21 protein-coding genes, 2 tRNA genes and 1 CRISPR repeat array are annotated in these 25,310 nt (G+C 51.8%); of the genes, 7 read left to right on the plus strand and 16 right to left on the minus strand.

The window, feature by feature from the left end:
• The first annotated feature begins 23 nt into the window (after positions 1-23).
• From THEAM_RS07920 to THEAM_RS07935, 4 genes are read left to right on the plus strand one after another with little or no spacing between them, the layout of a single operon-like run.
• The gene (locus tag THEAM_RS07920) at positions 24-542 is read left to right on the plus strand and encodes an adenylate kinase family protein (protein WP_013538312.1); all 519 of its coding nucleotides are present in this window, start codon (positions 24-26) and stop codon (positions 540-542) included.
• Positions 505-1,842, plus strand: coding sequence for a 16S rRNA (cytosine(967)-C(5))-methyltransferase RsmB (gene rsmB / locus THEAM_RS07925; RefSeq protein ID WP_013538313.1), 1,338 nt, complete (start codon positions 505-507; stop codon positions 1,840-1,842). Before THEAM_RS07920 ends, rsmB begins: the two co-directional genes overlap by 38 nt.
• Position 1,843: 1 nt before the next feature.
• Positions 1,844-2,485, plus strand: a complete 642-nt coding sequence (locus tag THEAM_RS07930; RefSeq protein WP_013538314.1) for an HDOD domain-containing protein — start codon at positions 1,844-1,846, stop codon at positions 2,483-2,485.
• Positions 2,486-2,516: 31 nt separating this feature from the next.
• On the plus strand, positions 2,517-3,167 hold the full coding sequence (locus THEAM_RS07935) for an HDOD domain-containing protein (RefSeq protein WP_013538315.1): 651 nt from the start codon (positions 2,517-2,519) through the stop codon (positions 3,165-3,167).
• Here THEAM_RS07935 and truD read toward each other — a convergent pair.
• The gene (gene truD, locus THEAM_RS07940; RefSeq protein ID WP_013538316.1) at positions 3,157-4,323 is read right to left on the minus strand and encodes a tRNA pseudouridine(13) synthase TruD; all 1,167 of its coding nucleotides are present in this window, start codon (positions 4,321-4,323) and stop codon (positions 3,157-3,159) included. The two genes, THEAM_RS07935 and truD, sit on opposite strands and share 11 nt — an antisense overlap.
• A complete protein-coding gene (locus tag THEAM_RS07945) occupies positions 4,289-4,816 on the minus strand; it encodes a D-glycero-alpha-D-manno-heptose-1,7-bisphosphate 7-phosphatase (protein ID WP_013538317.1) in 528 nt (175 codons plus the stop codon). Before THEAM_RS07945 ends, truD begins: the two co-directional genes overlap by 35 nt.
• Positions 4,817-4,883: 67 nt before the next feature.
• Here THEAM_RS07945 and THEAM_RS07950 point away from each other — a divergent pair, with 67 nt between their 5' ends.
• Entirely contained in the window at positions 4,884-5,102 is a 219-nt protein-coding gene (locus THEAM_RS07950; protein WP_013538318.1) for a hypothetical protein, read from the plus strand.
• A gap of 25 nt (positions 5,103-5,127) precedes the next feature.
• On the opposite strand, the gene THEAM_RS07955 is transcribed toward THEAM_RS07950, so the two are convergent.
• Complete coding sequence (locus THEAM_RS07955) at positions 5,128-5,949, minus strand: peptidoglycan DD-metalloendopeptidase family protein (RefSeq protein ID WP_041439574.1); 822 nt, start codon at positions 5,947-5,949, stop codon at positions 5,128-5,130.
• Between the two features lie 49 nt (positions 5,950-5,998).
• The gene (locus THEAM_RS07960) at positions 5,999-6,742 is read right to left on the minus strand and encodes a carbonic anhydrase (RefSeq protein WP_013538320.1); all 744 of its coding nucleotides are present in this window, start codon (positions 6,740-6,742) and stop codon (positions 5,999-6,001) included.
• A gap of 115 nt (positions 6,743-6,857) precedes the next feature.
• On the opposite strand from THEAM_RS07960, the gene ade reads away from it, so the two are divergent.
• A complete protein-coding gene (gene ade, locus THEAM_RS07965; protein ID WP_198005514.1) occupies positions 6,858-8,483 on the plus strand; it encodes an adenine deaminase in 1,626 nt (541 codons plus the stop codon).
• Between the two features lie 64 nt (positions 8,484-8,547).
• A CRISPR array of direct repeats spans positions 8,548-9,163; the repeat unit is 28 nt; unit sequence GTTTAAATCCCACTTGTTCAGATAAAAC.
• Between the two features lie 304 nt (positions 9,164-9,467).
• Here ade and rpoC read toward each other — a convergent pair.
• The 12 genes from rpoC to THEAM_RS08025 form a co-directional block, all read right to left on the minus strand.
• Positions 9,468-13,940 (minus strand): DNA-directed RNA polymerase subunit beta', encoded by a 4,473-nt coding sequence (rpoC, locus tag THEAM_RS07970; RefSeq protein WP_013538322.1) that lies wholly within the window; start codon positions 13,938-13,940, stop codon positions 9,468-9,470.
• A gap of 56 nt (positions 13,941-13,996) precedes the next feature.
• The gene (gene rpoB / locus THEAM_RS07975) at positions 13,997-18,346 is read right to left on the minus strand and encodes a DNA-directed RNA polymerase subunit beta (RefSeq protein ID WP_013538323.1); all 4,350 of its coding nucleotides are present in this window, start codon (positions 18,344-18,346) and stop codon (positions 13,997-13,999) included.
• 115 nt (positions 18,347-18,461) lie between these two features.
• A complete protein-coding gene (gene rplL / locus THEAM_RS07980) occupies positions 18,462-18,839 on the minus strand; it encodes a 50S ribosomal protein L7/L12 (protein WP_041440093.1) in 378 nt (125 codons plus the stop codon).
• 45 nt (positions 18,840-18,884) lie between these two features.
• A complete protein-coding gene (rplJ, locus tag THEAM_RS07985) occupies positions 18,885-19,424 on the minus strand; it encodes a 50S ribosomal protein L10 (protein ID WP_013538325.1) in 540 nt (179 codons plus the stop codon).
• Between the two features lie 178 nt (positions 19,425-19,602).
• Positions 19,603-20,325, minus strand: coding sequence for a 50S ribosomal protein L1 (gene rplA, locus THEAM_RS07990; protein WP_013538326.1), 723 nt, complete (start codon positions 20,323-20,325; stop codon positions 19,603-19,605).
• 56 nt (positions 20,326-20,381) lie between these two features.
• Entirely contained in the window at positions 20,382-20,807 is a 426-nt protein-coding gene (gene rplK / locus THEAM_RS07995) for a 50S ribosomal protein L11 (RefSeq protein WP_013538327.1), read from the minus strand.
• A 16-nt stretch (positions 20,808-20,823) separates the two neighbouring features.
• On the minus strand, positions 20,824-21,564 hold the full coding sequence (gene nusG, locus THEAM_RS08000) for a transcription termination/antitermination protein NusG (RefSeq protein WP_013538328.1): 741 nt from the start codon (positions 21,562-21,564) through the stop codon (positions 20,824-20,826).
• 19 nt (positions 21,565-21,583) lie between these two features.
• Positions 21,584-21,766 (minus strand): preprotein translocase subunit SecE, encoded by a 183-nt coding sequence (gene secE, locus THEAM_RS08005; RefSeq protein ID WP_013538329.1) that lies wholly within the window; start codon positions 21,764-21,766, stop codon positions 21,584-21,586.
• Positions 21,767-21,836: 70 nt separating this feature from the next.
• Positions 21,837-21,912, minus strand: a tRNA-Trp gene (locus THEAM_RS08010).
• Between the two features lie 22 nt (positions 21,913-21,934).
• Positions 21,935-22,099: a 50S ribosomal protein L33 gene (gene rpmG / locus THEAM_RS08015; RefSeq protein WP_013538330.1), complete on the minus strand. Its 165-nt coding sequence runs from the start codon at positions 22,097-22,099 to the stop codon at positions 21,935-21,937.
• 49 nt (positions 22,100-22,148) lie between these two features.
• On the minus strand, positions 22,149-23,345 hold the full coding sequence (tuf, locus tag THEAM_RS08020) for an elongation factor Tu (RefSeq protein ID WP_013537014.1): 1,197 nt from the start codon (positions 23,343-23,345) through the stop codon (positions 22,149-22,151).
• A 103-nt stretch (positions 23,346-23,448) separates the two neighbouring features.
• Positions 23,449-23,525 (minus strand) — tRNA-Thr (locus THEAM_RS08025).
• 275 nt (positions 23,526-23,800) lie between these two features.
• Between THEAM_RS08025 and THEAM_RS08030 the strand changes: the two genes are divergently transcribed.
• Positions 23,801-25,228 carry an alginate export family protein gene (locus THEAM_RS08030; RefSeq protein WP_013538331.1) on the plus strand — a complete coding sequence of 476 codons (1,428 nt, stop codon included), beginning with the start codon at positions 23,801-23,803 and terminating at the stop codon, positions 25,226-25,228.
• Positions 25,229-25,310: the final 82 nt, after the last annotated feature.

Consider the following 25,310-nt stretch of genomic DNA (forward strand, 5'->3'; position numbering starts at 1 on the left):
CTAAGCTTAAGAGAGGTAAAGGGTTGAGAATCACCATTACCGGCACCCCGGGAACCGGCAAAAGCACCGTTGCAAAGCTGCTGGCAGAAAGGCTGAAACTGCCGCTGTTTGAGCTCTCCCGACTCGTAAGGGAGGAGAAGCTCTACAGCGAGCTGGACGACGAGCGCAACGCCTTGGTTGTAGACCCCGAAAAACTGAAAAGTTACTTTGAAAACAGAAACGCCTTCATAGCCGAGGGGCTCGTTGCCCACCTTATACCTGCAGACCTCCTTGTGATACTGAGGGCCTCTCCGGAAACGGTAAGGAAGCGGCTGGCTCCGAGGAACTACCCGCCGGCCAAGGTAGAGGAGAACGTAGAGGCGGAGAGGTTTGCCGTAATAGCAACCGAAGCCCTTGAGAACCCGCTGGCGGAAAGGGTTATCCACATAGACACCACAAACAGAATCCCCGAGCAGGTGGCAGAGCTCATAGAGCGGGCAGTAAAGGGAGAGGAGATATTTGAAGATGTTGACTGGCTGGAAACAGAGGGAAATAGCGGTTAAGGTCCTAAACGCCTTCGAGAGAGACAAAAAGCTGAGGGAGCACCTGGAGGCCCTAACGGCGGCCCTGACCCCGCAGGAGAGGGCCTTCCTACGGGAGCTGGTGAACGGAACGGTAAGGTTCCTAAGGCTCCTTGACTTCTCGGTAGAGCGGGCAAGCGGCAGGAGACTTGCAAGCCAAAAACCTACAGTGAGAAACGCCTTGAGACTGCTTGCCTACCAGCTCTTTTTCACCGGCGTTCCCCCTTACGCCGCGCTGAACGAAACGGTTGAGGTTGTAAAGCAGCGGCTCGGAAAGGGAGCCGCCGGCTTTGTAAACGCCGTAGGGAAAAAGCTTTTAAACTTCAACTACCGAGAAGAGGTAGAGAGCATTAAAGACCCCCTCGAAAGGCTTGCAACCTTACACTCCTTTGAAACCTGGATGGTTAAAAGGTGGGAGAGCTTCTACGGCCCCCGCGAGCTCCCCCACCTCCTCGAAGGCCTCAACAAGGTGGCGCCCCTCTTCATAAGGGTAAACCTCATAAAAACCCAACCCCAAGAGCTTCTAAACCTCCTGAAAAGCGCCGGCGTAGAGGCAGAGCCCCACCCGTTCCTCAAAGAGATGATAAGGATAAAGGGGAGGGTGAACCTCCCCGAGCTTCCGGGCTTCAAAGAGGGGCTCTTCTACATCCAAGACCCTGCCTCCTACCTGGCGGCCTACCTTCTACAGCCAAAACCGGGGGAGCTGATACTGGACGTTGGGGCGGCCCCCGGGGGCAAAACAACGGCAATAGCTTCGCTGACCGGAAACGGCGCGAAAATCGTTGCCGTAGACGTAAACAGAGAGCGGGCCGAGCTCCTGAAGGAGAACCTGCGGAAACTGGGAGTGGAGAATACAGAGGTTGTAATCACGGACATCGCCCGAGACCCAAACTTCCTGAACAGGTTCAGGGGAAAGTTCGACAGAATCCTCATAGACGCCCCGTGCTCGGCAACCGGCGTTATAAGGCGCCACCCGGAAGGCAAGTGGAACAAGAGTCTGAGCCTAATAAAACACAACCAAACCATCCAAAGGAGCCTCTTAAAGGCGGCAAAAGAGCTCCTAAAGCCCACAGGAACGCTCCTATACAGCGTCTGCTCCCTCGAGAGGGAGGAGGGAGAGGAGAACAGCGCATTTGCAAGGAGACTGGGCTACACACCGCTCCCGCTAACCGGGCTGCCGGAATACCTTAAAGAGAGGGAGCAGGAGGGCAGCCTGAGGCTCTTTCCCCACAAAGACAACGCAGACGGTTTCTACTACCAGAAACTTACGCTTAGAGGTTGAGATGAAAGAGCCGAAAATCTCGCGAACGGTGCTTCTAAGGCTCATAAAAGCCCTTATGGAGGAAGAGGAGCTCTCTACGGTGGCCGAGATAGCCTCGGCAGACCCCAACCTTGCGGCAAAGCTCCTCCAATTTGCAAACTCTGCCTACGCGGGGCTGAAGCGGAGAATCTCCTCAATAAAGGACGCAATAGCCTTCATCGGGCTTAAAAAACTCAAGGAGATTGCCGTAACGCTCCTTGCCACCTCGCTCCTAACCGAAAAAGACCCGACAAAGCTGAAAGAGCTCCTGAGAACGGCCTACATAATGAAAATGGCCGCCAAGAGGCAGGTTCCCTCCCTGGCCGAAGAGGCCTTTATGGTGGGGATACTCTACCCGGTTTACAGGGAAATGGGGCAGGAGCTTTTAAATATGCTGAAAGAGGCCTGCGTCTCAGAAGAGGTGGTAGAGGGCCTGACAAACCCCCACTCCCCGCTGGGAATACTCCTGAAGTTTGCCCTCGCCTTTAACCCTTACTGCAGGAAGATTATCGAAGGGGAGGAAAAGGAGTTCCCCCTGCTGGTGGGCGGTTTCAAGAAGGAGTTCCTGGTAAAGGTCTGCTTCGACGCCGACATAGAGGCCGAGAAAGTGGTTCAACTGCTATAATGAATTCTGAATCACGAGTGAGGGAGGAGCAATGTCCAGCATAGAAAAGCTCGAACTTAAACGGGAAGTGCTATTAAAACTGATAAAGGCGCTCCTTGAGGGGGAAGAGCTCGACGAAATAGCCAAAATAATCAGCATGGACCCGAACCTTTCGGCAAAATTATTAAAATTCATTAACTCACCTTACTTCGGCCTCAAAAAGGAAATCAAGTCTATCGTTCAGGCAATAGCCTATTTGGGATACAGGAACTTAAAAGACTACGTTTTCCTCCTCCTCACCTCCTCTATGCTCAAAAACGCCAATAAAGACGAAATAAAAAGAACCCTCAAGCTGGCATACCTGATGAGGGAGCTTGCAAAGAGGCTGATGCCCGAGCACGACGACGAAGCCTACATGGTGGGAATCCTCGAGCAGGTAAGGGAGGAGATAGGAGAGGAAATCAGGGAAATCCTTGAAAAGGCCGGCGTTTCGGAGTACGTGGTTAACGGCCTGCTCAACCCCGAGAGTAAGCTTGGGAAGCTCAAAGAGGCTGCAAAGAGGCTCCTTGAAGAGTGCGACAGGCTCAACGAGGGAGCCGAGGTTGAACTCCCCCCGGAACTCTCCCTCCTGTCGCGGGAGGAGCTGATAGAGAGCTGTTTAGTGGCGGAAGACAGCGCCCAGTCCATTCTGGCTACACTTTAAGGAGAAAGCGCAGAAGTATGGTTGCGTAGGAGCCCGACGGGAGCGTGAAGGTGAGCTTCACGCTCCTTTTCGTCTTCTCGAGCACCTTAAACCCTTCCGGAAAGACAACGGCCCTGCGGAGGCCGTCGGTCATAACCGCCATACCTCCTACCTGGGCGTCGAACCACTCCTCCTTCACGCCGTAACGCCTGAAAACCCGGCTCATAGCCTTTTTAAGAACCGGGTCTTCGGGAGGGTACTCCTTGCCGGTGTAGGGGATTTGAAGCTCCTTAAGGTAATCGATGTCGTGAACCTCGAGGTAGTAGGAGAGCTTCCAGTTGTTTATAAAAGGCACCCGCACAAAGGGGTATTTAGCCTCTACGTACTCCCTGAGAACTTCGTTCCAGAGGAAGCTCTGATAGGCGAAGTTGAACATAAGCCGAACGTTTTTGGGCAGAATCCTGAAGGCCTTTTCGGCAGTCAGCCCCCTCATGAGCCCCCTTATGAGGTCCTTCTCGTACTCCTCAAGGGTGGGTGAGAGGGTCTTGTAGAGCTTCCGCCAATCTCCCCAGAAGTCTATAGAAGACTTGCCGAAGAAGTAGCTCCTGAGGGCGCCGTCGAAGTCTCCCCTCAGCAGGTAGCGGAGAACGAAGTCGTCGCGGCTCTTAACGCTGCCGAACCGCTGCTCGCCGAAGTAGTTGGGAAAGCCGTAGCGCTTTACAACCTCGTAGTTACGGTAGAACCTCTCCCTCAGGTTCTTCTCGAAGTTCCTGATAACCACAGTGAACCTGTTCCCCTTTAAGTCCCCCAACGTAAGCGGCCTGTTAACTCTACCCAGCGGCTCAACGCAGAAGCCCATTCCGGTAAAGTCGAAGGCCTCTACTTCAACCCACCTGCCGTTCCTGAACTCAAAGCACCAGTTTCCCACCTCAAACTCAACGGGCACCGTAAGGTACTGAACAGTAACGGCAAAACGGTCCTTAAGGCCGGCAAAGCCAATTTTCTTCAAGGGTATTTTTTTAAAGCGGGATATAACCCTGAGGGCTTCAAGAGTTGAAGTGTTCCGCTTTTTGAGCTTCAAAAGCCAGAACTTCCCCTCGTTCCCGGGCTTTAGGGTGGGAAGCTCTTCCACAACAAAATCTTCAGGCCTTGTCTTTATCCGAGAGTAGAGCTTCATCTCCTCCTCCGACTATAAACCTGGCGGCGTCGAGGAAGGTTTTAAAGGGTTCCCTTCCCACAATCAGCCCGCCCCTGCAACCGGCGTTGAAGGCGAGCATAAGGTCGGAGTCCCTGTCGCCTATAACGAAGCTCTCCGAGATGTCTATTCCCCACTTTCGGGCCGCCTCAAAAACCAGGCGCGGAGAGGGCTTCCTGCAGTCGCAGTTCTCGTCGGGCCTGTGGGGGCAGAAGAAAAAGTCCTCTATCTGAACCCCGTGGGGTGCCAGAAGCTTGTTGAGCCTTGCGTTAACCGCCCAGAACTCTCTCTCTGTAAAGTAGCCCCTGCCGATGCCCGACTGGTTGCTGATAACCACCGGCAGAAAGCCGGCCTCTTTAAGGAGCTTCAACCCCTCAACAACCCCTTCAAGGAGCCTGACCTTTTCAGGCTCGTGGATAAAGCCGGGGTCGTAAATGAGGGTGTTATCCCTGTCGAGGAAAACGGCCCTTCTCAAAAAACCTCCCTTGAAATCCGTAGGGCTCAAGTGGTATGGTTTGACAAAACAAATATAGGGGGAAAAGATGAACTTTGGAGACCTCAGGAAGCTTGCAGGAGCACTCGGAGGCGGCTCGGAGCTCAACGCGGAAACGGTGCTGAAGCTCCTAAAAGGCCTACTCAACCAGCCCGAGAAGGGAAAAGAGATTGTGGGAACGGTAGAGCAGGAAACCTCCGCCGACAGCAACCCGTTAGAGGTGGTTATGAAGCTCTACTCCTACGCCAAAAAGGCTGGAATACTGTAGGGCCCCTGCAAAGCGGGCGGGCCCCTTAAAGCTGCTCCTTCAGAACCAGCATGGGGTCTGCCTTTACATCGTCAACGTAAAAGCCGAAGTGCAGGTGCGGTCCCGTGCTCCTACCGGTCGACCCCACCCTGCCGACAACCTGTCCCCTCTTTACAAACTGTCCCTCTTTAACGGTTATCCTCGACAGGTGGGCATAGAGGGTATGAATCCCCAAGCCGTGGTCTATAACAACCGTGTTGCCGGTAAAGTAGAGCTTCCTGGCCAGAACCACCCTGCCCGAAAGGGCTGCGTAAACCGGAGTGCCTCTTTTGGCCCTGAAGTCGGTTCCCCAGTGGATAGAGCGCTTCTTCCTGTTAATAATCCTCTTGGCTCCAAAGGGCGTAGAAACCACCAACCTCGGAAGGGGAGGGTGAAGCTTAGAAGAGCGAAACTTCTTAGGAGTAACCTGAGAGAAGATACGCCTCAGCAGCCTGTTCTCCCGAATAACCCTCCTCAGAAGGGCCCCCTTCAAAGGCCTCGTTTTTACCCAAATCCGTGAAACCCTGAACCTTTTAGGGGAAACCCTCAAAATCCGCGAGAAGACCTCCCGCCTTCCCCGGTAGAGGGAGAGCTTGAACCGCCCCTTAAGCCCGTATGGAACAACAAAGTAAACCTTACTGCTTCCCTCTACCCCCTTAAACACCCAACTCCTGCCGGCCCCGGAAACTACAACCTTGTAAGGACTCTTCGGGTTTACCTTAAAGTAGCCCAAAGAGCCGGGATACCTGTAAGGCAGGTAAAGGGAGGCGGAAGTTTTTGCAGCGGCCGCAGAAGCCAAAAACAGAAGCAGGAAGAGAACCCTCAACATACTTCCATAATGTAGGCCCCGAAAAAGCGGGGCACAAGCCCCGCCGGAACTACTTCATAACCTTCCTTGCATTAAGGGGCTGAACCGGCCTGTTGTTGTCAAAGCCCATAACTTTCCTGAACTTCTCAAGCTGCTCCCGAGACATCTCAACCGGCTCTTTAAACACAATCCACCTAACCCCTTCCGAGCAGGGCGGTGTGGTGAGAGAGCCGGAGTATCTGTAGTAGTCCCTGTTCTCGGGCAAGAGCTTCTCCGGGTCGATTCTTGCGGTAAGGTGTCTCTTCTGACCCGGCTCCTCGGGCATAACACGCCACACCTTCTCAAGCTCGGGGTTTTCCTTCCCAACCTTAAAGAAAACGCCAAGGACCGTTATGTTCCCGTTTTTATCAAGGTGGACGAAGTGGGCTTCAAAGGGGTAGTGCTTGCCGTTAACGGTGTGCTCGCTGGGGGCGTGAAAGTGGAACTGCTTCAGGTAAAAGCGCTTACCGTCAACAACCACGTAACCCCTTCCCCCCATAACAACCTTAATTGTGTGGCCGTTGTTAACAACGTACTTTGCGTCTGAAACGTAGTAGACGCTAACGGGAGCAAGACACGCCTTAACCGCATCGGCGCTGTTAATATCTATGGGCGATTGGTTCTTACCGATTTTACACATAAGGTATTCGGGGCTTAAATCTCCCCAGTGCTCCGGCCCGATGCTGCCGGAATAACCCCAGTGGGCTCCTCCACCTGCAACCGCGCCCGTTGCAAGTGCTGCAACAGCCCCGAGGGTAACCAATACTCTCTTCACGTTTACCTCCACACTATTTTATTTCCTCCATTATACTCCATCTTTTCTAAGATTAGTGATTCTTAATTATTGAAACCGCCTTCCGAGGAGTAGAATGGAGGTAGGGAGGTGGAAGGTGAAAACGGTAATTGAAGGGAAGGTATACGACCCCCTAAACGGGAAGGTTTTTAACGGCCGAATCACCGTTGAAAAGGGCAAGATAAAGAGGGTAGAGCCCGGAGGAACGGGAAGAGAGATAATCACTCCACCGTTTATCGACTCCCACGTTCACATAGAGAGCTCCCTGCTGACACCGGCACAGTTTGCCGCAGCCCTCGCCCCTTTCGGCGTAATCTCGGCGGTTGCCGACCCCCACGAGATAGCAAACGTTCTGGGAACTGAGGGCGTGAAGTTTATGGTAGAGAACGGTAAAAGCGTGCCGGTGAAGCTCTTCTTCGCCGCACCCTCGTGCGTCCCGGCCTCTCCGCTCTCGAAGGCCGGTGCCGTGCTCGGCGTTAAAGAGGTTGAAGAGCTCTTAAAGCTCAAAGAGGTGAAATCGCTGGGAGAAGTGATGAACTTTCCCGGAGTAATTAATAGAGAAGAAAAAGTTATGGCGAAAATAGAGGCGGCAAAAAGGGTGAAAAAACCGATAGACGGTCACGCCCCGGGTTTAAAAGGGGAAGAGGCAAGAAAATACTTCGAAGCCGGAATATCTACCGACCACGAATCGACAACACTGGAGGAGGCAGAGGAGAAAATAAAACTGGGAGTTTACATACAGATTCGGGAAGGCTCTGCCGCAAGGAACTTCCGGAAGCTCTTTCCGCTAATAGAAAAATACCCCGAAAAAGTTATGCTCTGCACCGACGACCGCTCCCCCGACGACCTTACCTCCGGAACCATAAACAGACTTGTAGAAACGGCAATAGAAGAGGGCATATCCCCCCTAAAAGCCCTAAGAGCCGCCTCTGTAAACCCGATAATCCACTATAAACTACCGGTGGGTCTGCTTCGGCCCGGAGACCCGGCAGATTTTCTAATACTGGAAAGCCTAAAACCCCTAACAGTAAAAAGCGTTTACTGCAACGGCCGGAAAATAGCCCACAACGGCACGCCTCTATTTGTGCCACCGGCCATTTCCCAAACACTAAACAATTTCCAGGCAGAGAAAATAACAGAAGAGGAAATCAGAATTACAGCATTAAGAGAGTTTGTAAAAACCATAATCGCCACAGACGGGGAATTAATAACAGACAAAGCCTGTTTAAAGGCCAGGAAAATCAAAAACAACCTCTGTTCAGATACCGATAACGATGTTCTCAAACTTGTAGTTGTTAATCGGTATGGAGAGAAGAGAATAGGCGTAGGCTTCATAAAAGGCTTCAACCTTAAAAGGGGAGCCTTGGCAATGTCGATAGCCCACGACCACCACAACATAATAGCCCTGGGAGCTTCCGACCGGGAAATAGTTCAAGCAGTTAACCGGGTAATAGAAGTCGGTGGCGGCATAAGCTTACACGCCGGAAACCGCAACATAACAATTCCCCTACCCATTGCGGGCCTTATGAGCAACTCAAACGTTAAAAGCTTAGCCGCTAAAGTGACCGAAATAAAAACCGAGCTTCAAAACCTCGGCTGCCGGCTGAAAAACCCCCTAATAACACTGTCTTTCATGGCTCTTGAAGTGATTCCAAAACTCAAACTAACCGACAAAGGCCTTTTCGACTCAGAAAGGTTTGAATTAACTTTCCTCTACTGCTGACTTTAAGAGAGCAGCAGCAATATAAAGCGGAAGTGCCTCCCAAGTAAAGCTAAATGCTTTTAACGTTTAAATCCCACTTGTTCAGATAAAACTAGATATTGGGGGTAAGCAAATTCAAATAAATCAATGGTTTAAATCCCACTTGTTCAGATAAAACCACGAAGAGGAGATGAGATATTTCCACATCTACTACAGTTTAAATCCCACTTGTTCAGATAAAACTTCTTGTCCTGAAAGAGGCCATTGAGAACGCCCTCAAAGGTTTAAATCCCACTTGTTCAGATAAAACTTGGCGTAGCTATTCACAAAAGCCAGCTCTATCGTGGGTTTAAATCCCACTTGTTCAGATAAAACTTAGGAGCTTCTGCCTGAGTTTCTCTATTTTGTTGGTTTAAATCCCACTTGTTCAGATAAAACCGGGGGAGGAGATGAACTTGCGTTCCCTATATGACGACGTTTAAATCCCACTTGTTCAGATAAAACGGCGACCTTGAGACCGTAAGGGAGTTCTTAAAGAAGAGGTTTAAATCCCACTTGTTCAGATAAAACGATTACGAATACGAGGTTACCACCGCCACCTTTGAGGGTTTAAATCCCACTTGTTCAGATAAAACGAGCAGGAATAGAACTCAAGAGAGAAAGGCCGTTTTAGGTTTAAATCCCACTTGTTCAGATAAAACCAACCTTTGGCCATATTCTCAAGTTAAAGAACTGCAATGCTTTTCTCATTATAGCAAATTGGTGAAGAGAGGGTTAAGTGCAGCGGACCTCCATTAAGTTTATGATAATAATCTAATATAAATCCTGAAGGGCTTGCAGCCCAAGCTACAAGCCCAACTTTGAATATTTTATGATGGAATGCAGTAAGTTTTCTAAAACTATATTTTAGATACAGGAACTCCGAAATACAGGATAGAGCGGAACCGAAGTTAAATAAAAAAGGCGGGGCTTAAAGCCCCGCCTTCCGGTGTTTCACTTCAGCACTTAACCTTCGGCTTCTGCCTCTTCACCCTTTTCTGCTCCTTCATACTCGGGGCAGTACTCCCAGGTAACTTTCCTGTACTCTTTCCTTCCGGTTCCTGCAGGTATGAGCCTTCCGATTATAACGTTCTCCTTCAGGCCCCTAAGGTAATCCCTCTTTCCTGCAATTGCAGCTTCGGAAAGTACCCTTGTTGTCTCCTGGAAGGAAGCCGCAGAGATGAAGGAGTCTGTAGAGAGGGCCGCCTTTGTAATTCCGGTAAGAACGGGCCTTGCCTTAGGCGGACGCTTACCCTCTTTAAAGAGCTTCTCCCTTACCCTTTCAAACTCCTCTCTGTCTACAACCTCTTCAACGAGGAAATTGGAGTCTCCGGAGTCTTCAATCTTAACCTTGGAAAGCATCTTCCTGATGATTACCTCAAAGTGCTTGTCGTTGATGTCAACACCCTGAGCCCTGTAAACCGACTGAATCTCGTCAAGGAGGAACCTTGCAACGGCCCTCTCGCCCAAGATATTGAGTATGTCGTGGGGGTTGAGCTGGCCGTCTGTAAGGGGCTCGCCGGCTTTAACGAAGTCTCCGGTTCTTACGTAGATGTACTTACCCTTGGGTACTTCGTACTCCCTCTTAACGTTGGTTTCGGGGTCAACAATGGTGATGATTATCTTGTTCTTCTCGGTGGTTACCGTAACCTGACCGCTGATTTCCGCAAGAATTGCAGTATCTTTAGGCCTTCTAGCCTCGAAGAGCTCGGCAACCCTTGGCAGACCACCTGTAATGTCCTTGGTTCCGCCGATTCTCCTGGGAATCCTCGCGAGAACGGCACCCACTTCTACTTTTTCACCCTCTTTTACTGCAATCCTCGCACCAACGGGGAGCGGGTAGAAGTCGATAACGTTGCCCTCTTCATCTACAAGCTCTATTGTGGGCTCGTAGGGAAGGGTCCTGTATTCAAGAATCACAGGCTCGTTCTCGGAGATGGTAACTCCGGGGATGATGTCTTTGTACTTAACGATACCGCTCCTGAGGGCAAGTATCGGAAGGGCGTGGGGGTCCCACTCTGCGAGTATCTGCCCTTTGGTTACTTTGTCTCCGTCGTTAACCCTCAGAACAGCAGCGTAAGGAATGTCGTAGCGCTCTAAGTGCTTACCGGTCTTTTCGTCTACAACGGCAATTTTACCGGCCCTGTTAATAACGATTTTACGGCCCTCTTTGTCGGTTATGGTGTTAACGTCGAAGATTTTCACAACACCGTCGTGCTTGGCTCTGTACTCGGAGGCCTCGGCGCCGCGCATAGCGATACCACCGATGTGGAAGGTTCTCATGGTGAGCTGGGTTCCGGGCTCACCGATGGACTGGGCGGCTATGATTCCTACGGCCTCTCCGAGCTGAACGGTTCTCTGACGTGCAAGGTCTCTACCGTAGCACTTGGCACATACGCCAAAGGGTGCACGGCAGGTGAGTATGGAGCGAACTTTTACTTTCTCTATGCCGAGGTCTTCTATCCTCTGGGCAACTTCCTCTGTGATTTCCTGGTCTTTCTTAACCAGAACTTCCCCGGTTACAGGGTCTACTATGTCTTCTGCAGCAAAGCGTCCGGCGATTCTCTTGGCAAGGGGGATAACAACTTCTCCGGCCTCTATAAGGGCGGAAACTTCTATTCCGTCTTCGCAGCCGCAGTCTTCCATTGTGACTATTACGTCTTGGGCTACGTCTGCAAGCCTACGGGTGAGGTATCCGGCATCGGCAGTTTTAAGGGCCGTGTCGGCCAGACCTTTCCTTGCACCGTGGGTAGAGATGAAGTACTCCAGAACGGTGAGACCTTCGCGGAAGTTGGAGATAATCGGAGTTTCGATAATCTCACCGGAGGGCTTGGCCATAAGACCCCTCATTCCGGCCAGCTGACGAATCTGGGTCTGGCTACCACGGGCACCGGAGGAGAGCATCATGAAGACGGGGTTGAACCTACCGTCGTTTGTGAGGCGGCCCCTTCCTCCGATGTCGTGGGTCTTCATGTACTCCATCATGTCTTTGGTTATCTGCTCGGTAACCCTTGTCCAGATGTCAACGATTTTGTTGTAGCGCTCGTCTTTCGAGAGGAGTCCTTTACGGTATCCCTCTTCAATTTCGGCTATCTCTTTCTTTGCCTTCTCTATGAGCTCTTTCTTTGTAGGCGGAATGTGAAGGTCGCACACGCCTATGGAGAGACCGCCGAGTGTAGCCTGGAGGAATCCAGCCTCTTTGAGGCGGTCGAGCATGTCAACGGTCACTTCGTTTCCGAGTTTTTTGTGAACGTCGGAGATAAGTGCCGCAACTGCTTTCTTGGTCATTACTTTGTTAACGAACGGGTACTCCTCGGGAAGGAGGGTGTTGAACTTAACCCTTCCGGCCGTTGTCTCTACAACTTCCTCTTTGCCCGAGTCGCTCTTGTGAGCGGGAACTTTAACCTTTATGCGGGCGTGAAGCTCTATCTCTCCGAGGTCGAGGGCTTTGAGAACTTCATCGAAGGAAGAGAAGGCCTTTCCTTCCCCTTTGGCACCGGGCTTGTCGAGCGTCATGTAGTAGAGGCCGAGAACCATATCCTGGGACGGAACGGTAAGGGGCTTACCGTGGGCAGGTGAGAGGATGTTCTGGGTGGAGAGCATGAGGGTGTAAGCCTCAAGCTGGGCCTCTAAGGAAAGGGGAACGTGAACGGCCATCTGGTCGCCGTCGAAGTCGGCGTTGAAGGGCGGACATACGAGGGGATGGAGCTGGATAGCTTTACCCTCTACGAGAACCGGCTCAAAGGCCTGAATGGAGACCCTGTGAAGGGTGGGAGCACGGTTCAGGAGAACCGGGTGTTCTTTAATCACCTCTTCAAGGCACTCCCACACCTCGGGCTCCTGACGCTCCACCATTTTCTTGGCCTGCTTCATTGTGTTAGCGTAGCCCTTCTCCTCAAGCCTCCTGTAGATGAAGGGCTTGAAGAGCTCAAGGGCCATGATTTTGGGCAGGCCACACTGGTGCATTTTCAGCTCCGGACCTACAACAATAACTGCACGTCCGGAGTAGTCTACCCTCTTACCGAGGAGGTTCTGCCTGAACCTACCCTGCTTGCCCCTTAAAACGTCGGAGAGGGACTTGAGGGGATGTCCTTTAGAGGACTTAACGGGCCTTCCCCTCCTTCCGTTGTCGATGAGGGTGTCTACGGCCTCCTGAAGCATACGCTTTTCGTTGCGGACGATGATGTCGGGGGCGTCCAGCTCAAGGAGCCTCTTAAGACGGTTGTTCCTGTTGATAACCCTTCTGTAGAGGTCGTTAAGGTCGGATGTGGCGAACCTTCCTCCTTCAAGGGGAACAAGGGGTCTGAGCTCCGGAGGAAGAACGGGAAGAACTTCGAGAACCATCCACTCGGGCTTGTTGTCGGAGTTGAGGAAGGACTCAACTATTTTAAGGCGCCTTACGAGCTTCTTAAGCTTTGCCTCAGTGGTGTCTTTCCTGGTGGCCCTTCTGATTTCTTCCTTAACGAGCTCCTTGCTGGGGATTTTACCCTGCTCGGCGAGGAACTCTACGTACCACTCGAGGGCCTTTCCGCCCTTTGCAACTTCAAGGTTTACCTTGTCTTGAAGCTCTTTATACTGGGCATACTCGATTATTGCCCCTTTCTCAAGGCCGGAGTCTCCCGGGTCTGTGACTACAACGAGAACGTTTTTCACTATTCCGATGATTGTGTCTTCATCGAGCCCCGTGTAGTGGGAAAGGGTTTCTACAGCCGCCTTGAAAACGTTGGGAAGCTTCTTCTGGAGGTCTGCGTTAATGGAGGAGATTTCGCCGGAGTACATTCTGATTTCGTCGCGAAGCTCCTTGGCAAGTTCCTCAAGGTCTACCCTCTTAAGGGCCTCCTTTATTCCGGCGGCGCCTATACCCACCTCTATCGCATCTTCTCCCAGCTGCTCTTTAACCTCTTGGTATTCGTCTTCTGTAAGCAGGGTAAACTGCTCCAGCTTAATCTTCTTACCGCCGGAGAGCTCTACCTCTTCCCCGTCGTACTCGTTGGGGTCGAGAACTATGTAGCTCTCAAAGTAAACAACCCTCTCAACCTCCCTAACGGAAAGGCCAAGCAGGGCTCCGATTTTGCTGGGAACGGACTTTACGTACCAGATGTGGGTACACGGAGCTGCAAGCTCGATGTGTCCGAAGCGGCGCCTACGTTCCTTAGAGAGTGTAACTTCAACGCCGCACCTGTCACACACAACGCCGGCGTACTTGGAGCCCCTGTACTTACCGCACAGACACTCCCAGTCCCTTACGGGGCCGAATATCCTGGCACAGAAGAGTCCATCTTTCTCGGGCTTTAAGGTCCTATAGTTAAGGGTCTCGGGAAGTTTCACCTCCCCGTGAGACCACTCCCTAATCTTTTCAGGAGAGGCAAGGCCTATCTCTATGGCGTCAAACTCGAAAGTCTTGGGCTCTTGGGAGAATACAATCTCCTTCTTCTTCACAGTTGAGTCCTCCTAAGGGGGTTTAAGCGGGGGCAGGTGCCCCCGCGGAAACGGCTTTAGTGAGCGTTTTCAGGGTTTTCAGATTCGCCCTCTTCCTCTTCGAGTTCCTTGATGAACTTAACGTCGAGGGCAAGGGCCTTAAGCTCCCTAACGAGAACGTTGAAGGACTCGGGGAGTCCGGGCTCAAAGGAGTACCTTCCCTTAACAATGGCCTCGTAAACCCTCGAACGGCCCTCAACGTCGTCGGACTTAACGGTGAGCATCTCTTGGAGGGTGTAGGCGGCACCGTAAGCCTCAAGAGCCCACACCTCCATCTCTCCGAACCTCTGACCGCCGAACTGGGCCTTACCGCCGAGCGGCTGCTGAGTGATAAGGGAGTAAGGTCCGGTAGAGCGGGCGTGAATCTTGTCGTCTGCAAGGTGAATGAGCTTCAGCATGTACATGTAACCCACGGTAACGTCCTGGTCGAACGGCTCACCTGTAAGGCCGTCGTAAACCGTAAGCTGGCCCGTTTCGGGCAGGCCGGCCCTCTTAAGGAGCTCTTTAATCTCCTCTTCCTTGGCTCCGTTAAATATCGGAGATTCAAACCTGATGCCGTTGGCAAGCTTCTTGGCAACTTCGCGAAGCTCGTCGTCGGAGAGGGAGTCGATAAGCTTGCTCACCTGCTCGTCGTTGTAGATTGCCTTAATCTCCTCCCTCACCTTCTCAAGGCCTACCTTCATGAGCTCCTCAATCTTCTTACCGAGAGCCTTGGCGGCAAGCCCCAGGTGAACCTCAAGAACCTGACCGATGTTCATACGGGACGGAACGCCCAGCGGGTTGAGGACAATGTCTATCGGTGTTCCGTCTTCAAGGAAGGGCATATCCTCAACGGGCCTAATCTGAGAGATAACACCCTTGTTACCGTGGCGACCGGACATCTTGTCACCAACGGTGAGCTTCCTCTTGGTCGCTATGTAAACCTTCACCTTCTTGTTAACGCCTGCCGGAAGGTCGTGCCCCATCTCAAGGGCCGCCTTCTTCTCCTCGTAGATGTGCTCAACGAGGGCAATCTTGTCAACGGCCTTGAGCCTTATCTTCTTCAGCTCCTCGGCAACCTGCTCGTCGTCGATGATTGAGGGCTTCCTGAGGGCGAAGAAGACAAGCTGCTCAACCTTATCCTCGGTTATCTCCTCTCCGGCGGAAATGAGCAGGTTACCCGCACCGTCGTAAACGTCTTCCTTCACCTTCTTGCCCAGGATAAGCTCTGCCGCTTTCCTGTCGCGGTCCTTCTTGATGAGGTTAATCTCCTCCTGCTTCTCCCTCTCGAGCTTGAGCTTCTCCTCGGCCTCTATCAGCTGGGTTCTCGGGTCCTTCGCCTCGCCCTTACGGGAGAGAATCTTAACGTCTATAACAACTCCCTCTACGCCGTGGGGAACCCGTAAGGAGGTATCCTTAACCCCTTTGGCCTTCTCGCCGAATATCGCCTGAAGGAGCTTCTCCTCGGGGGTAAGAACCTGCTCTCCCTTAGGAGTAACCTTTCCTACCAGAATGTCTCCCGGCTTAACGTAGGTTCCTATACGGACAATACCCGACTCATCAAGGTTCCTCAGAGCCGCCTCGGACACGTTGGGGATATCGCGGGTTATCTCCTCACGTCCGAGCTTCGTCTCAACGGCCTCACACTCAAACTCCTGAATGTGAATGGAGGTGTAAACGTCGTCCTTCAAGAGCCTTTCGCTGACCAGGATGGCGTCCTCAAAGTTGTAACCGCGCCAGGGCATAAAGGCAACCAGAACGTTCTTACCGAGGGCAAGCTCTCCGTTCTCCATAGAGGGGCCGTCGGCGATAATCTGACCCTTCTTAACCCTCTGCCCCTTCTTAACAATCGGCCTCTGGTTGATGCAGGTCTTCTGGTTAGACTTCTGGAACTTCTTCAGGTTGTAAACGTCAAACCCGGTATCTACCGAGATTCCCCCTTCCTCAATCTCTTCGGGGTCAACCTTGATGATTATCTTGTCTGCCGTAACGCTCTCAACAACCCCGGAGCGCTTGGCAACAACCGCAGCCCTGCTGTAAAGGGCCACCTCCTTCTCCATACCGGTGGCAACAAGGGGAGCCTCGGTTTTTATAAGGGGAACGGCCTGACGCTGCATGTTGGAGCCCATCAGGGCACGGTTGGCGTCGTCGTGCTCCAGGAACGGAATGAGAGAAGCGGATACGGAGAACACCTGTTTCGGGGAGACGTCCATAAACTGGACCTCTTCCCTCTTAACCAGCTTAAACTCCGCCTTGTGGCGGGCCATTACGGTATCGGCGGTAATGTAGCCGTTCTCGTCTACGGGGGCGTTGGCCTGGGCTATAACGTAGTTCTCCTCCTCCTCGGCGGTCATGTAAACCACTTCGTCTGTAACCTTACCGTTAACCACCTTCCTGTAAGGAGTCTCCAGGAAGCCCAGCCAGTTAATCTTTCCGTAGGTTGTGAGCGAGTTTATAAGACCAATGTTCTGACCTTCCGGAGTTTCAATAGGACAGATTCTTCCGTAGTGAGACGGGTGAACGTCCCTTACCTCAAATCCTGCCCTCTCCCTTGTGAGTCCTCCGGGACCGAGGGCAGAAAGCCTCCTCTTGTGGGTGGTTTCTGCCAGCGGGTTGGTCTGGTCCATAAACTGGCACAGGGAGGTAAGGGTGAAGAACTCCTTCAGAGGGTTAATTGCCGTTCTCGGGTTGATGAGGTCCTGGGGCATTACGGAGTCTACGTCGGCAACGGCGAGCTTCTCCTTAACCGCCTTCTCAAGCTTGAACAGACCCGACTTAAAGGCAATCTCGGCGAGCTCGCCTACGCCCCTAACCCTCCTGTTGCCCAGGTGGTCGATGTCGTCGTAGGGGCGAAGCTCTGCGTGAACTTCCATAAGGGCCTTAACGGCGCCTACAATGTCTGCCTTGTGGAGAATCCTTCCGGCGTCGTCGTAGTCGGGCTCAACCTTGAACTCATCGTAGTTCTTAAGGGCCGCAAGCTTTAAGGCAACCTCCGGAGTGATGAGGGTGCCCTTCTCTACAACGATATCGCCCTCTTCGTTGTAAACGTCTTCGGCCACTTTAAGGGGAGGAAGCCACTCTATCTCCTTCAGGTCTTCCTTGGTTAACCTCTCGAGCTTCTCCTTGGGGTAGATTTTCTCGTTAACCTTGGCCCTACCGACCCTCGAGAGGTCGTAGTTACGGGTGCTGAAGAACATAGCTTCAAAGAGCTTCCTCGCCCCTTCCACAGTAGCCGTATCTCCGGGGCGAACCTTCCTGAATATCTCAACGTAGGCGGCAATGAGGGGGTCTTCTATCTTCTCCCTGACCCTGTCGCGCTTCTCCTTCCTCAGGGTGTTTACGATTACGGCGCCGTAGGGGGTCTTCTTCTTGTTGATTACCTTAAACTCGGCCCCCTCGGGGAGCTTCCTGGAGCTTGTAGAGAGCTCCTCGTAAGCCTCCTGTATAACCTCGCCGGTTTCCGGGTCTACAACGTCGGAAACAAGGTAGTAGTCGTTGAGCTCCTCGGGCTTCTTAACCTCACCCGTTTCGGCATCTACAAGCTCACCGTTAACAACTTTCAGAGTCTCGATAACGTCGCCGTAGAATACCTTAAGTATCTCCTCGTCGGTTCTGAGGCCAAAGGCCCTCAGAAGGTAAGTTCCTATAAAGCGCCTCTTCCTGTCTATCTTTGCGTAGAGGATGTCGTTGTAGGGAATCTCAAACTCGAGCCAGGAGCCCATTGCGGGGATTATGCTGGCTATATCAATAACCCTTGCAACCTGCGTGGTTTTAGATATCTCGTTCTTGAAGAAGAGTCCCGGAGAGCGGTGAAGCTGGCTGACAACAACCTTTTCGGTTCCGTTTATGATAAACGTCCCCCTCTCGGTCATAAGGGGGATTTCGCCAAAGTACATCTTGTTCTCTTTGATTACCGGGGCAATCTTCTCGCCGGTTTTAGGGTCCTTCTGCCACACGTGAAGCTCAAAGAGAACCCTTAAAGGCGCGCTGTAGTCTATACCCCTCTCCTTACACTCGTCGGGGGTGTAGCGGGGGCGGAACACAACCTCCATTCCGCACTTGGGGCATACTACTCCCTTTCCTCCGAGCCCCTGAAACTTTCCGCACTTACAGTACCAGTCTCCGATTTCGTATCCCTTGTAGTGAATCTCCACTCCGGTAGTCTCATCGATAATCGGGAAGGCCTGCCTGAACGCAGATTCAAGCCCTACATTCTCCCTCTCGTGGGGAGCCTTGTTAAGCTGAATAAAGCGCTCGTAGGACTCAAACTGAAACTGGAGAAGGTCGGGAATGGGATAGGTCTCTTTCCTTTTTGCGAAACTTTTCCTGGGGAGAGACGTTACTTTTTCTTTCTCGTAGGTGGGGGCGGTTTTTTGGAGTTTTCCCATAGTCTCCTCTTCCTCGCAAGGGAGTTTTAGTGATTAAATAGCAGAAGGGAGACTACCCCTGTAGGCAGTCTCCCAGCTGATAAATTATAGTCCTCTACCTGTCTGCAGGCAAGGGTTACTTAATCTCTACTTCGGCTCCGGCTTCCTCAAGCTTCTTCTTAATCTCCTCGGCCTCCTCCTTGGATACGCCTTCCTTAACCGGGCTCGGAGCGTTGTCAACGAGAGCCTTAGCCTCTTTAAGGCCGAGTCCTGTAATCTCCCTTACAACCTTGATAACGTTAATCTTCTTGGCACCGGGGGACTTGAGGATAACGTCAAACTCGGTCTTCTCCTCGGCAGCAGCTCCGGCAGCTCCGCCTGCAGCAACGGGTCCGGCAGCGGCAACTACGGGCATGTCGGATACGCCGAACTCTTCCTTGATGGCGTTGATGAGGTCAACAAGCTCGAGAACTGTCATGTTCTTGATAGCTTCGATAATCTGCTCCTTGGTGATTTCAGCCATTTCGCTCCTCCTTAGTGAGTATTCTCTAAAGTTTTTTTATGCAGCTCCTTCCTTCTCGGCCTTAACGTTCTCAAGAACCGTAACAAGCTTGGTAAAGAGGTTCTCAAGCGACCAGGCCATAGCGTTGACGGGGTACTTGAGGGTAAAGGCAAGCTGTCCCAGGAGCTCCTCTCTGGAGGGAAGCTCGGCCAGCTGCTTAATCATGTTAAAGTCGGCAACCTTGCCCTCTACAATGGCTGCCTTGAACTTAAGCTTGGGCTCCTCCTTGCCGTCTCCGGCCATGTAGTCCTTAAGAGCCTTTGCGGCCGCAACTATGTCATCGAAGGCAAAAACTATACCCGTAGGCCCTACAAAGGCGTCTTTAATCTGCTCTACCGGGGTTCCGGGATAGGCGTACCTCATAAGGGTGTTCTTAACAACTTTATACTCGGCCCCCGCTTCCCTCAGCTTGCGCCTGAGTTGGTTCGTTTCGGCAACGGTCATCCCTTGGAAGTTTGTGAGAATAACCAGCGGAGCCTTCTGGAACTTCTCCTTTAACTCTTGAGCAATCTGCTCCTTATGCTTCCTGGTTTTCACGGAGGTTACCTCCTGCTGTTGTTTGGCGGGGTGAAGAGGGAGGGCATAGCTTGGCGGGGTCTCTCACCCGGTCTCAGTAGGCTGCCCTTTAGGGCATTTAAGCCTATGCACCTACCCTCTTCAACCGGCACGCCGACTGGCAGCGCTAATTCTATTCAAAAATTCTTAGGTGTCAAGGTTACTCTACACTCTGAGCAGCGTTAACGGCGTCGAACACATCTACCTTAACGCCGGGGTCCATAGTTGCTGCAACGGCAACGCTCTTAACGTACTGCCCTTTAGCTCCGGAAGGCTTGGCCGCAAGTATCGCCTTCATAAGGGCAACGGCGTTCTCGTAGAGCTTCTCCTCGTCGAAGGAGACCTTCCCTATCGGAGCATGAACGATACCGGCCTTCTCAACTTTAAAGTCAACCTTACCCCTTTTGGCCTCTTTAACGGCCTTGGCTACGTCAAAAGTAACGGTTCCCGTTTTGGGGTTGGGCATGAGTCCCCTCGGACCGAGAATCCTACCGAGCCTACCCACTTTACCCATCATGTCGGGAGTGGCTATGAGAACGTCGAAGTCGAGCCAGCCTTGCTGGATTTTCTGGATGAGGTCGTCTCCGCCAACGTAATCGGCACCTGCCTCTTTGGCCTCGTTGAGCTTCTCACCCTGAGCAATTACGGCAACAACCCTCTCTTTACCGAGTCCGTGGGGCAGAACAACACTTCCCCTTACCATCTGGTCCTGGTACTTGGGGTCAACGTTGAGGCGAACCGCCATCTCAACGGTTTGGTCGAAGTTACGCTGGGTAACGTCGGCCATCTTCTTAACAAGTGCAATGGCCTCCTTTAAGGGGTAGAGCTTCTTCCTGTCCACAAGGGCCAGGGCGTTCATGTACTTCTTACCGTGCTTGGGCATTTCTTCTCCTCCTGTCGGCTTTTTTGCCTTCCACCTTGCGGTGGTATCGGTTAAGGTTAGTCAACCACCTTAACGCCCATGTTTTCTGCAGTTCCCTTGATGATTCTCATGGCAGCTTCAATGTCGTAACAGTTGAGGTCGGGCATCTTCTGCTCGGCAATCTGCCTGAGCTGCTCCTTTGTAATCTGCCCAACCCACTCCTTCTTGGGCATGTGGGCTCCCTTCTCGATGCCGGCGGCCTTCTTGATGAGAACAGAGGCCGGAGGCGTCTTGAGAACGAAGTCGAAGGAGCGGTCGGAGTAGATTGTGATGATAACGGGAATCACAAGGCCCTTCTTGTCTGCAGTTGCAGCGTTGAAGGCCTTAACGAACTCCATGATGTTTACGCCGTGCTGACCGAGCGCCGGACCTACCGGTGGTGCAGGCGTAGCCTCTCCTGCCGGCAGCTGAAGCTTAACTTCAGCTACTACCTTCTTGGCCATGGCTTCCTCCGTTTAATTAGCTGATTTTCTCTACCTGGTCAAACTCCAGCTCAACGGGAGTTTGCCTGTCAAAAATGTTCACCAAAACTATAAGCTTTCCGTGCTCGGGGTCAATCTCCGATATGGTTCCTTCAAAGCCGATAAACGGCCCTTCTTTAATCTTGACCTTGTCCCCGATATCAAACTTGAGCTTCCTGATTCTCGGAACGCCCCTCTTAAGCCTCTCCTTCATCGCCTGGATTTCGGCCTCGCTCACAGTTACAGGCTTTCCTCCGGCGCTGACAAAGCCGAGAACTCTGGGCACCCTCCTTATAAGGCTCTGAAGGTCTTTATCGAGGTCTGCCTTTATGAAGATGTAGCCGGGGTAGAGCCTGTCGCGAAGCTCTATTTTCGCTTCCACTCTGTTCTCCGGACACTTAATCTTCTGGCCGATTCGACTTATGGGCTTGTCGGGGGTGCACTTCTTCTTTTCACACTGGCACGACTCAACCCAAACCTGACCGTTCTCAACCCTGAAAGTGACCGTTTTCCCCTCGTCCCCTTCAATTTCTATGCTTTTGGGCTCTTCGGTGTGAAGGGGTACCTCGCCCTTCTCCTTGCCGAGGGCCTTAAAAACCACCTTTTCCACGGCAGGGATGAAGATTTCCTCTACCTTGTCCTCTACCCCCTCCTCTTTTAGTGCTTTTTCCAAGTTGGCCTTCACCCTGAACTCAAAGCCCGACTGGACGTGAAGGGTGTACCACTTTTTCTCTGCCATCTGAAACTCTCCCAATACCTTATTTCGCCAGGATAACTTCAAGGGCCGCAGTGAGAACCGTATCTATAACCCAGAAGTAAGCCGCTATCACCGCACAGAAGACAATCACCGCTATCGTTGCCTCTACAACCTCCTCCTTAGAGGGCCAGGTAACCCGTTGAAGCTCTTCCCTTACTTCCTTTAAAAACTGAAAAGGAGACATTAGAACCCCTGAAGATTGATTTATTTACGGAGCGGAATTTTAACAGAAAAGGAAGGGAAAATAAATAAAATGGCAGGCCAGGAGGGACTCGAACCCCCAACCGCCGGATTTGGAGTCCGGAGCCCTACCAATTGGGCTACTGGCCTACCTGCAGGCTAAAAATATAGACTATTTAACTTCCCTGTGCAAGGTGTGCTTGTTGCACCAAGGGCAGTACTTCCTGAGTTCGAGCCTGTCGGGAGTGTTCCTCTTGTTCTTGGTTGTAGAGTAATTCCTCCTCTTGCACTCTGTGCAGGCAAGCTGGATTATCTCACGGGGTCCCTTCTTCGCCATGCCTCAACTCCTTGTCTGTGGTGTTAAAGGGGGCAGAGCCCCCGAAAACTTAGTCAAGAATCTCGGTAACAACACCTGCACCTACTGTCCTTCCACCTTCACGAATCGCAAACCTCAGCCCTTCCTCAATAGCTACGGGCTTTAAAAGCTCTACTTCAAAGGTAACGTTGTCTCCAGGCATCACCATCTCTACGCCTTCAGGCAGCTTAACTTTCCCTGTTACATCCGTCGTCCTGAAGTAGAACTGCGGCTGGTATCCGTTGAAGAACGGGGTGTGCCTTCCCCCTTCTTCTTTAGACAGTATGTAAACTTCCGCCTTGAACTTCCTGTGGGGCTTGATGCTACCAGGCTTGGCTACTACCATTCCGCGCTCTACTTCGTCTTTCCCTACTCCCCTAAGCAGCACTCCTATGTTGTCTCCAGGTAAGGCTTCGTCAAGTACTTTCCTGAACATTTCTATTCCTGTCGCCACTGTCTTTATGGGCTCGTCCCTTAATCCAACTATTTCTACTTCGTCTCCTACTTTCAGGGTCCCCCTCTCTACTCTTCCTGTTACTACTGTTCCACGTCCAGAGATGGAGAATACGTCTTCTATCGGCATCAGGAAGGGTTTGTCGATTTCTCTTACAGGCTCAGGTACATATTCGTCAAGGGCTTTTACAAGTTCGTATATCGGCTGGCACCATTCGCAGTTGGGGTCGGTGCATTCAAGGGCTTTAAGGGCAGATCCCCTGATTACGGGTACTTCGTCTCCAGGGTAGCCGTATTCGGAGAGGAGTTCTCTAACTTCAAGTTCAACAAGTTCAAGAAGTTCTTCGTCGTCTACCATGTCTACTTTGTTGAGGAATACTACTATCGCAGGTACGTTAACTTGCCTCGCAAGGAGTACGTGCTCCCTGGTCTGGGGCATCGGGCCGTCTGCCGCAGATACTACGAGTATCGCTCCGTCCATCTGGGCCGCACCGGTTATCATGTTTTTGATGTAGTCGGCGTGGCCCGGGCAGTCTACGTGGGCGTAGTGGTATTTGTCGGATTCGTATTCTACGTGGGCTGTCGCAATTGTGATTCCCCTTTCTCTCTCTTCAGGGGCTTTGTCGATTTGGTCGTAGGATACTTCCTGGGCTTTTCCTTGCAGCGCAAGGCAGTGGGTGATTGCCGCTGTCAGGGTAGTCTTGCCGTGGTCAACGTGGCCGATTGTTCCCACGTTCTTGTGGGGCTTCGTCCTTTCAAACTTCTGCTTCGCCATGGCCATCCTCCGAAAGTTTATGTATAGTGGATTTTAAGCAGAAAACTCTGGCTGGAAATTTAGCATAGGAGGGGAAAAATTCAAGGGGGGACTTGGGAAGGAGTGGTGCCCACGGGCGGAGTTGAACCGCCGACCTCACCCTTACCAAGGGTGCGCTCTAACCTCCTGAGCCACGTGGGCAACCGTTCTGCGACCTGAAATATAGTTTAATCGGTGTGGGATTTCAAGGGTCGGAGGAAACTTTAACCGCTCTGCTTACAAAAAACGCTTCCGCAGTGTTAATATATAGAGTGTTCCTTATTTAATAGAGGAAGCCTAAGTTAACTTGCAACTTTGCAAAACAAGGCCCTGAGCCCGGTTACAAGCAGTTGACACTGCTTAGAAGGAGATGTTAAATTTTGTTTTGAACTTAAAGACACAACGTCTAAAAAAACTTTAGTATGGGGAGGTCCCAGATGAGAAAAGCGCTGAAAGCAGCGACCTTAATGGGTCTTGCAGCTGCACTTATAGTTCCTGCCGCTGCAAGCGCTGCCGACATGGATATGGGCAGCTCTAAAATCACCATCGGCGGACAGCTGAGGGAAAGGCTCGAATGGTGGGGAGCTGAAGCTGGCTCCGGAAAAGGTGCTGAGCTCGGAGCAACTTACAGAGCAAGGCTCAACATCAAAGCCGAGCTCTCCGACGGCGTAACAGCAGTATTCACACCTCAAGCTGTAGGCTACTGGGGTGAAAACGGACAAGGTCTTGGCCTTGGCGAAAGCACAAGCTTTACAATGCATGAAGCTTACTTGCTCCTTTCCAACCCCTTTGGAATTGATAACGTAATCGTAAAGATGGGTCGTCAGGAAGTTAACCTCGGTAACCAGAGGCTCGTTGGTGCTGTAGGCTGGTCTCAGGCAGGAAGGAGCCTCGACGGTATCTTGGTAGGCTACGCAGCAGGAAACTATGGACTTGCTGCATTCTTCTACGGTAAGCTTAACGATGCTGGAAAGCAGGATGCTTGGTTCAGACCTCAAGTTGAAAAAGAACCCGATATTGACCTCTACGTAACAACATGGCAGGGTAAGTTCCAGCCCTTCGGAATCGGCGGAACTTATGAAATCACAAACATCTACGTTAACCCGACAACAAGCTTTGCCGGCCTCGACATGAATGTCGATACTATCTACGGCCGTGTAACACCCGCATTTGAAACCGACATGGCTAAAATCAAGCTTAACCTTGAAGCTGCCAAGCAAACAGGTAGCGCAGGCGGCAACGACTACAAAGGTTACATGTTCAGCATCGGTGCCGGTGCAGACTTCGACCAAGTTGCCTGGACACCGAGCCTCTTCGTAGGTTACGACTACTACTCTGGAGATGATAATCCCGATCCTAACTCTGATATGAAGGCCTTCTGGTCTGTTCTTCCCACTGCTCACAAGTGGCTTGGCCATGCGGATACTGTTTGGGTTAGCACACCTTTCTATAAATTCAATGGTAATGGTCTGCTCGATGTGACTCTTCAGAGGTCAAATGCATATACTGATGCGGCAGGAAATACATATTTCTACAACGTTGCAGGTGTAAAAGATCTTTACATCAAACTTCATGTTAAGCCTCTTGAAAGGGTAGCTCTCGGACTCGACCTTCACTACTTCAAAGCAGCCAAGGACCTTGCTTTGTATAAGCAAGCAGCTGGTAGCACTACGATTACTAAGATTGATAGCTACGGCAAGGACATCGGTTGGGAAGCCGACCTTGAGGCCAAGTACAAGTACAGCAAGAACCTCTGCCTTAGCTTCGGTTACGACTACTTCAACCCGGATGATGCTTACAAAGCTATTGCCGGCGACGACAAGGCCGAGCACCACGTTTGGGCTCAGGCAGACGTAAGGTTCTAACTCTCCTTAGCGTGAACTTTATAAAGGGGGCTTCGGCCCCCTTTTTTATTGCCTTTTGATAAACTCCTTTCTAACCCCCTTT

Origin of the sequence: Thermovibrio ammonificans HB-1 (assembly GCF_000185805.1) — a bacterium.
Classification (GTDB): domain Bacteria; phylum Aquificota; class Aquificia; order Desulfurobacteriales; family Desulfurobacteriaceae; genus Thermovibrio; species Thermovibrio ammonificans.

What these genes read in the sequence shown, in the direction of transcription:
- rsmB (WP_013538313.1), top strand. Translation starts at nt 505, where the DNA reads ATGTTGACTGGCTGGAAACAGAGGGAAATAGCGGTTAAGGTCCTAAAC.
- THEAM_RS07930 (WP_013538314.1), top strand. Translation starts at nt 1,844, where the DNA reads ATGAAAGAGCCGAAAATCTCGCGAACGGTGCTTCTAAGGCTCATAAAA.
- THEAM_RS07935 (WP_013538315.1), top strand. Translation starts at nt 2,517, where the DNA reads ATGTCCAGCATAGAAAAGCTCGAACTTAAACGGGAAGTGCTATTAAAA.
- truD (WP_013538316.1), bottom strand. Translation starts at nt 4,323, where the DNA reads ATGAAGCTCTACTCTCGGATAAAGACAAGGCCTGAAGATTTTGTTGTG.
- THEAM_RS07950 (WP_013538318.1), top strand. Translation starts at nt 4,884, where the DNA reads ATGAACTTTGGAGACCTCAGGAAGCTTGCAGGAGCACTCGGAGGCGGC.
- THEAM_RS07955 (WP_041439574.1), bottom strand. Translation starts at nt 5,949, where the DNA reads ATGTTGAGGGTTCTCTTCCTGCTTCTGTTTTTGGCTTCTGCGGCCGCT.
- rpoB (WP_013538323.1), bottom strand. Translation starts at nt 18,346, where the DNA reads ATGGGAAAACTCCAAAAAACCGCCCCCACCTACGAGAAAGAAAAAGTA.
- rplA (WP_013538326.1), bottom strand. Translation starts at nt 20,325, where the DNA reads ATGCCCAAGCACGGTAAGAAGTACATGAACGCCCTGGCCCTTGTGGAC.
- rplK (WP_013538327.1), bottom strand. Translation starts at nt 20,807, where the DNA reads ATGGCCAAGAAGGTAGTAGCTGAAGTTAAGCTTCAGCTGCCGGCAGGA.
- nusG (WP_013538328.1), bottom strand. Translation starts at nt 21,564, where the DNA reads ATGGCAGAGAAAAAGTGGTACACCCTTCACGTCCAGTCGGGCTTTGAG.
- secE (WP_013538329.1), bottom strand. Translation starts at nt 21,766, where the DNA reads ATGTCTCCTTTTCAGTTTTTAAAGGAAGTAAGGGAAGAGCTTCAACGG.
- rpmG (WP_013538330.1), bottom strand. Translation starts at nt 22,099, where the DNA reads ATGGCGAAGAAGGGACCCCGTGAGATAATCCAGCTTGCCTGCACAGAG.
- tuf (WP_013537014.1), bottom strand. Translation starts at nt 23,345, where the DNA reads ATGGCGAAGCAGAAGTTTGAAAGGACGAAGCCCCACAAGAACGTGGGA.
- THEAM_RS08030 (WP_013538331.1), top strand. Translation starts at nt 23,801, where the DNA reads ATGAGAAAAGCGCTGAAAGCAGCGACCTTAATGGGTCTTGCAGCTGCA.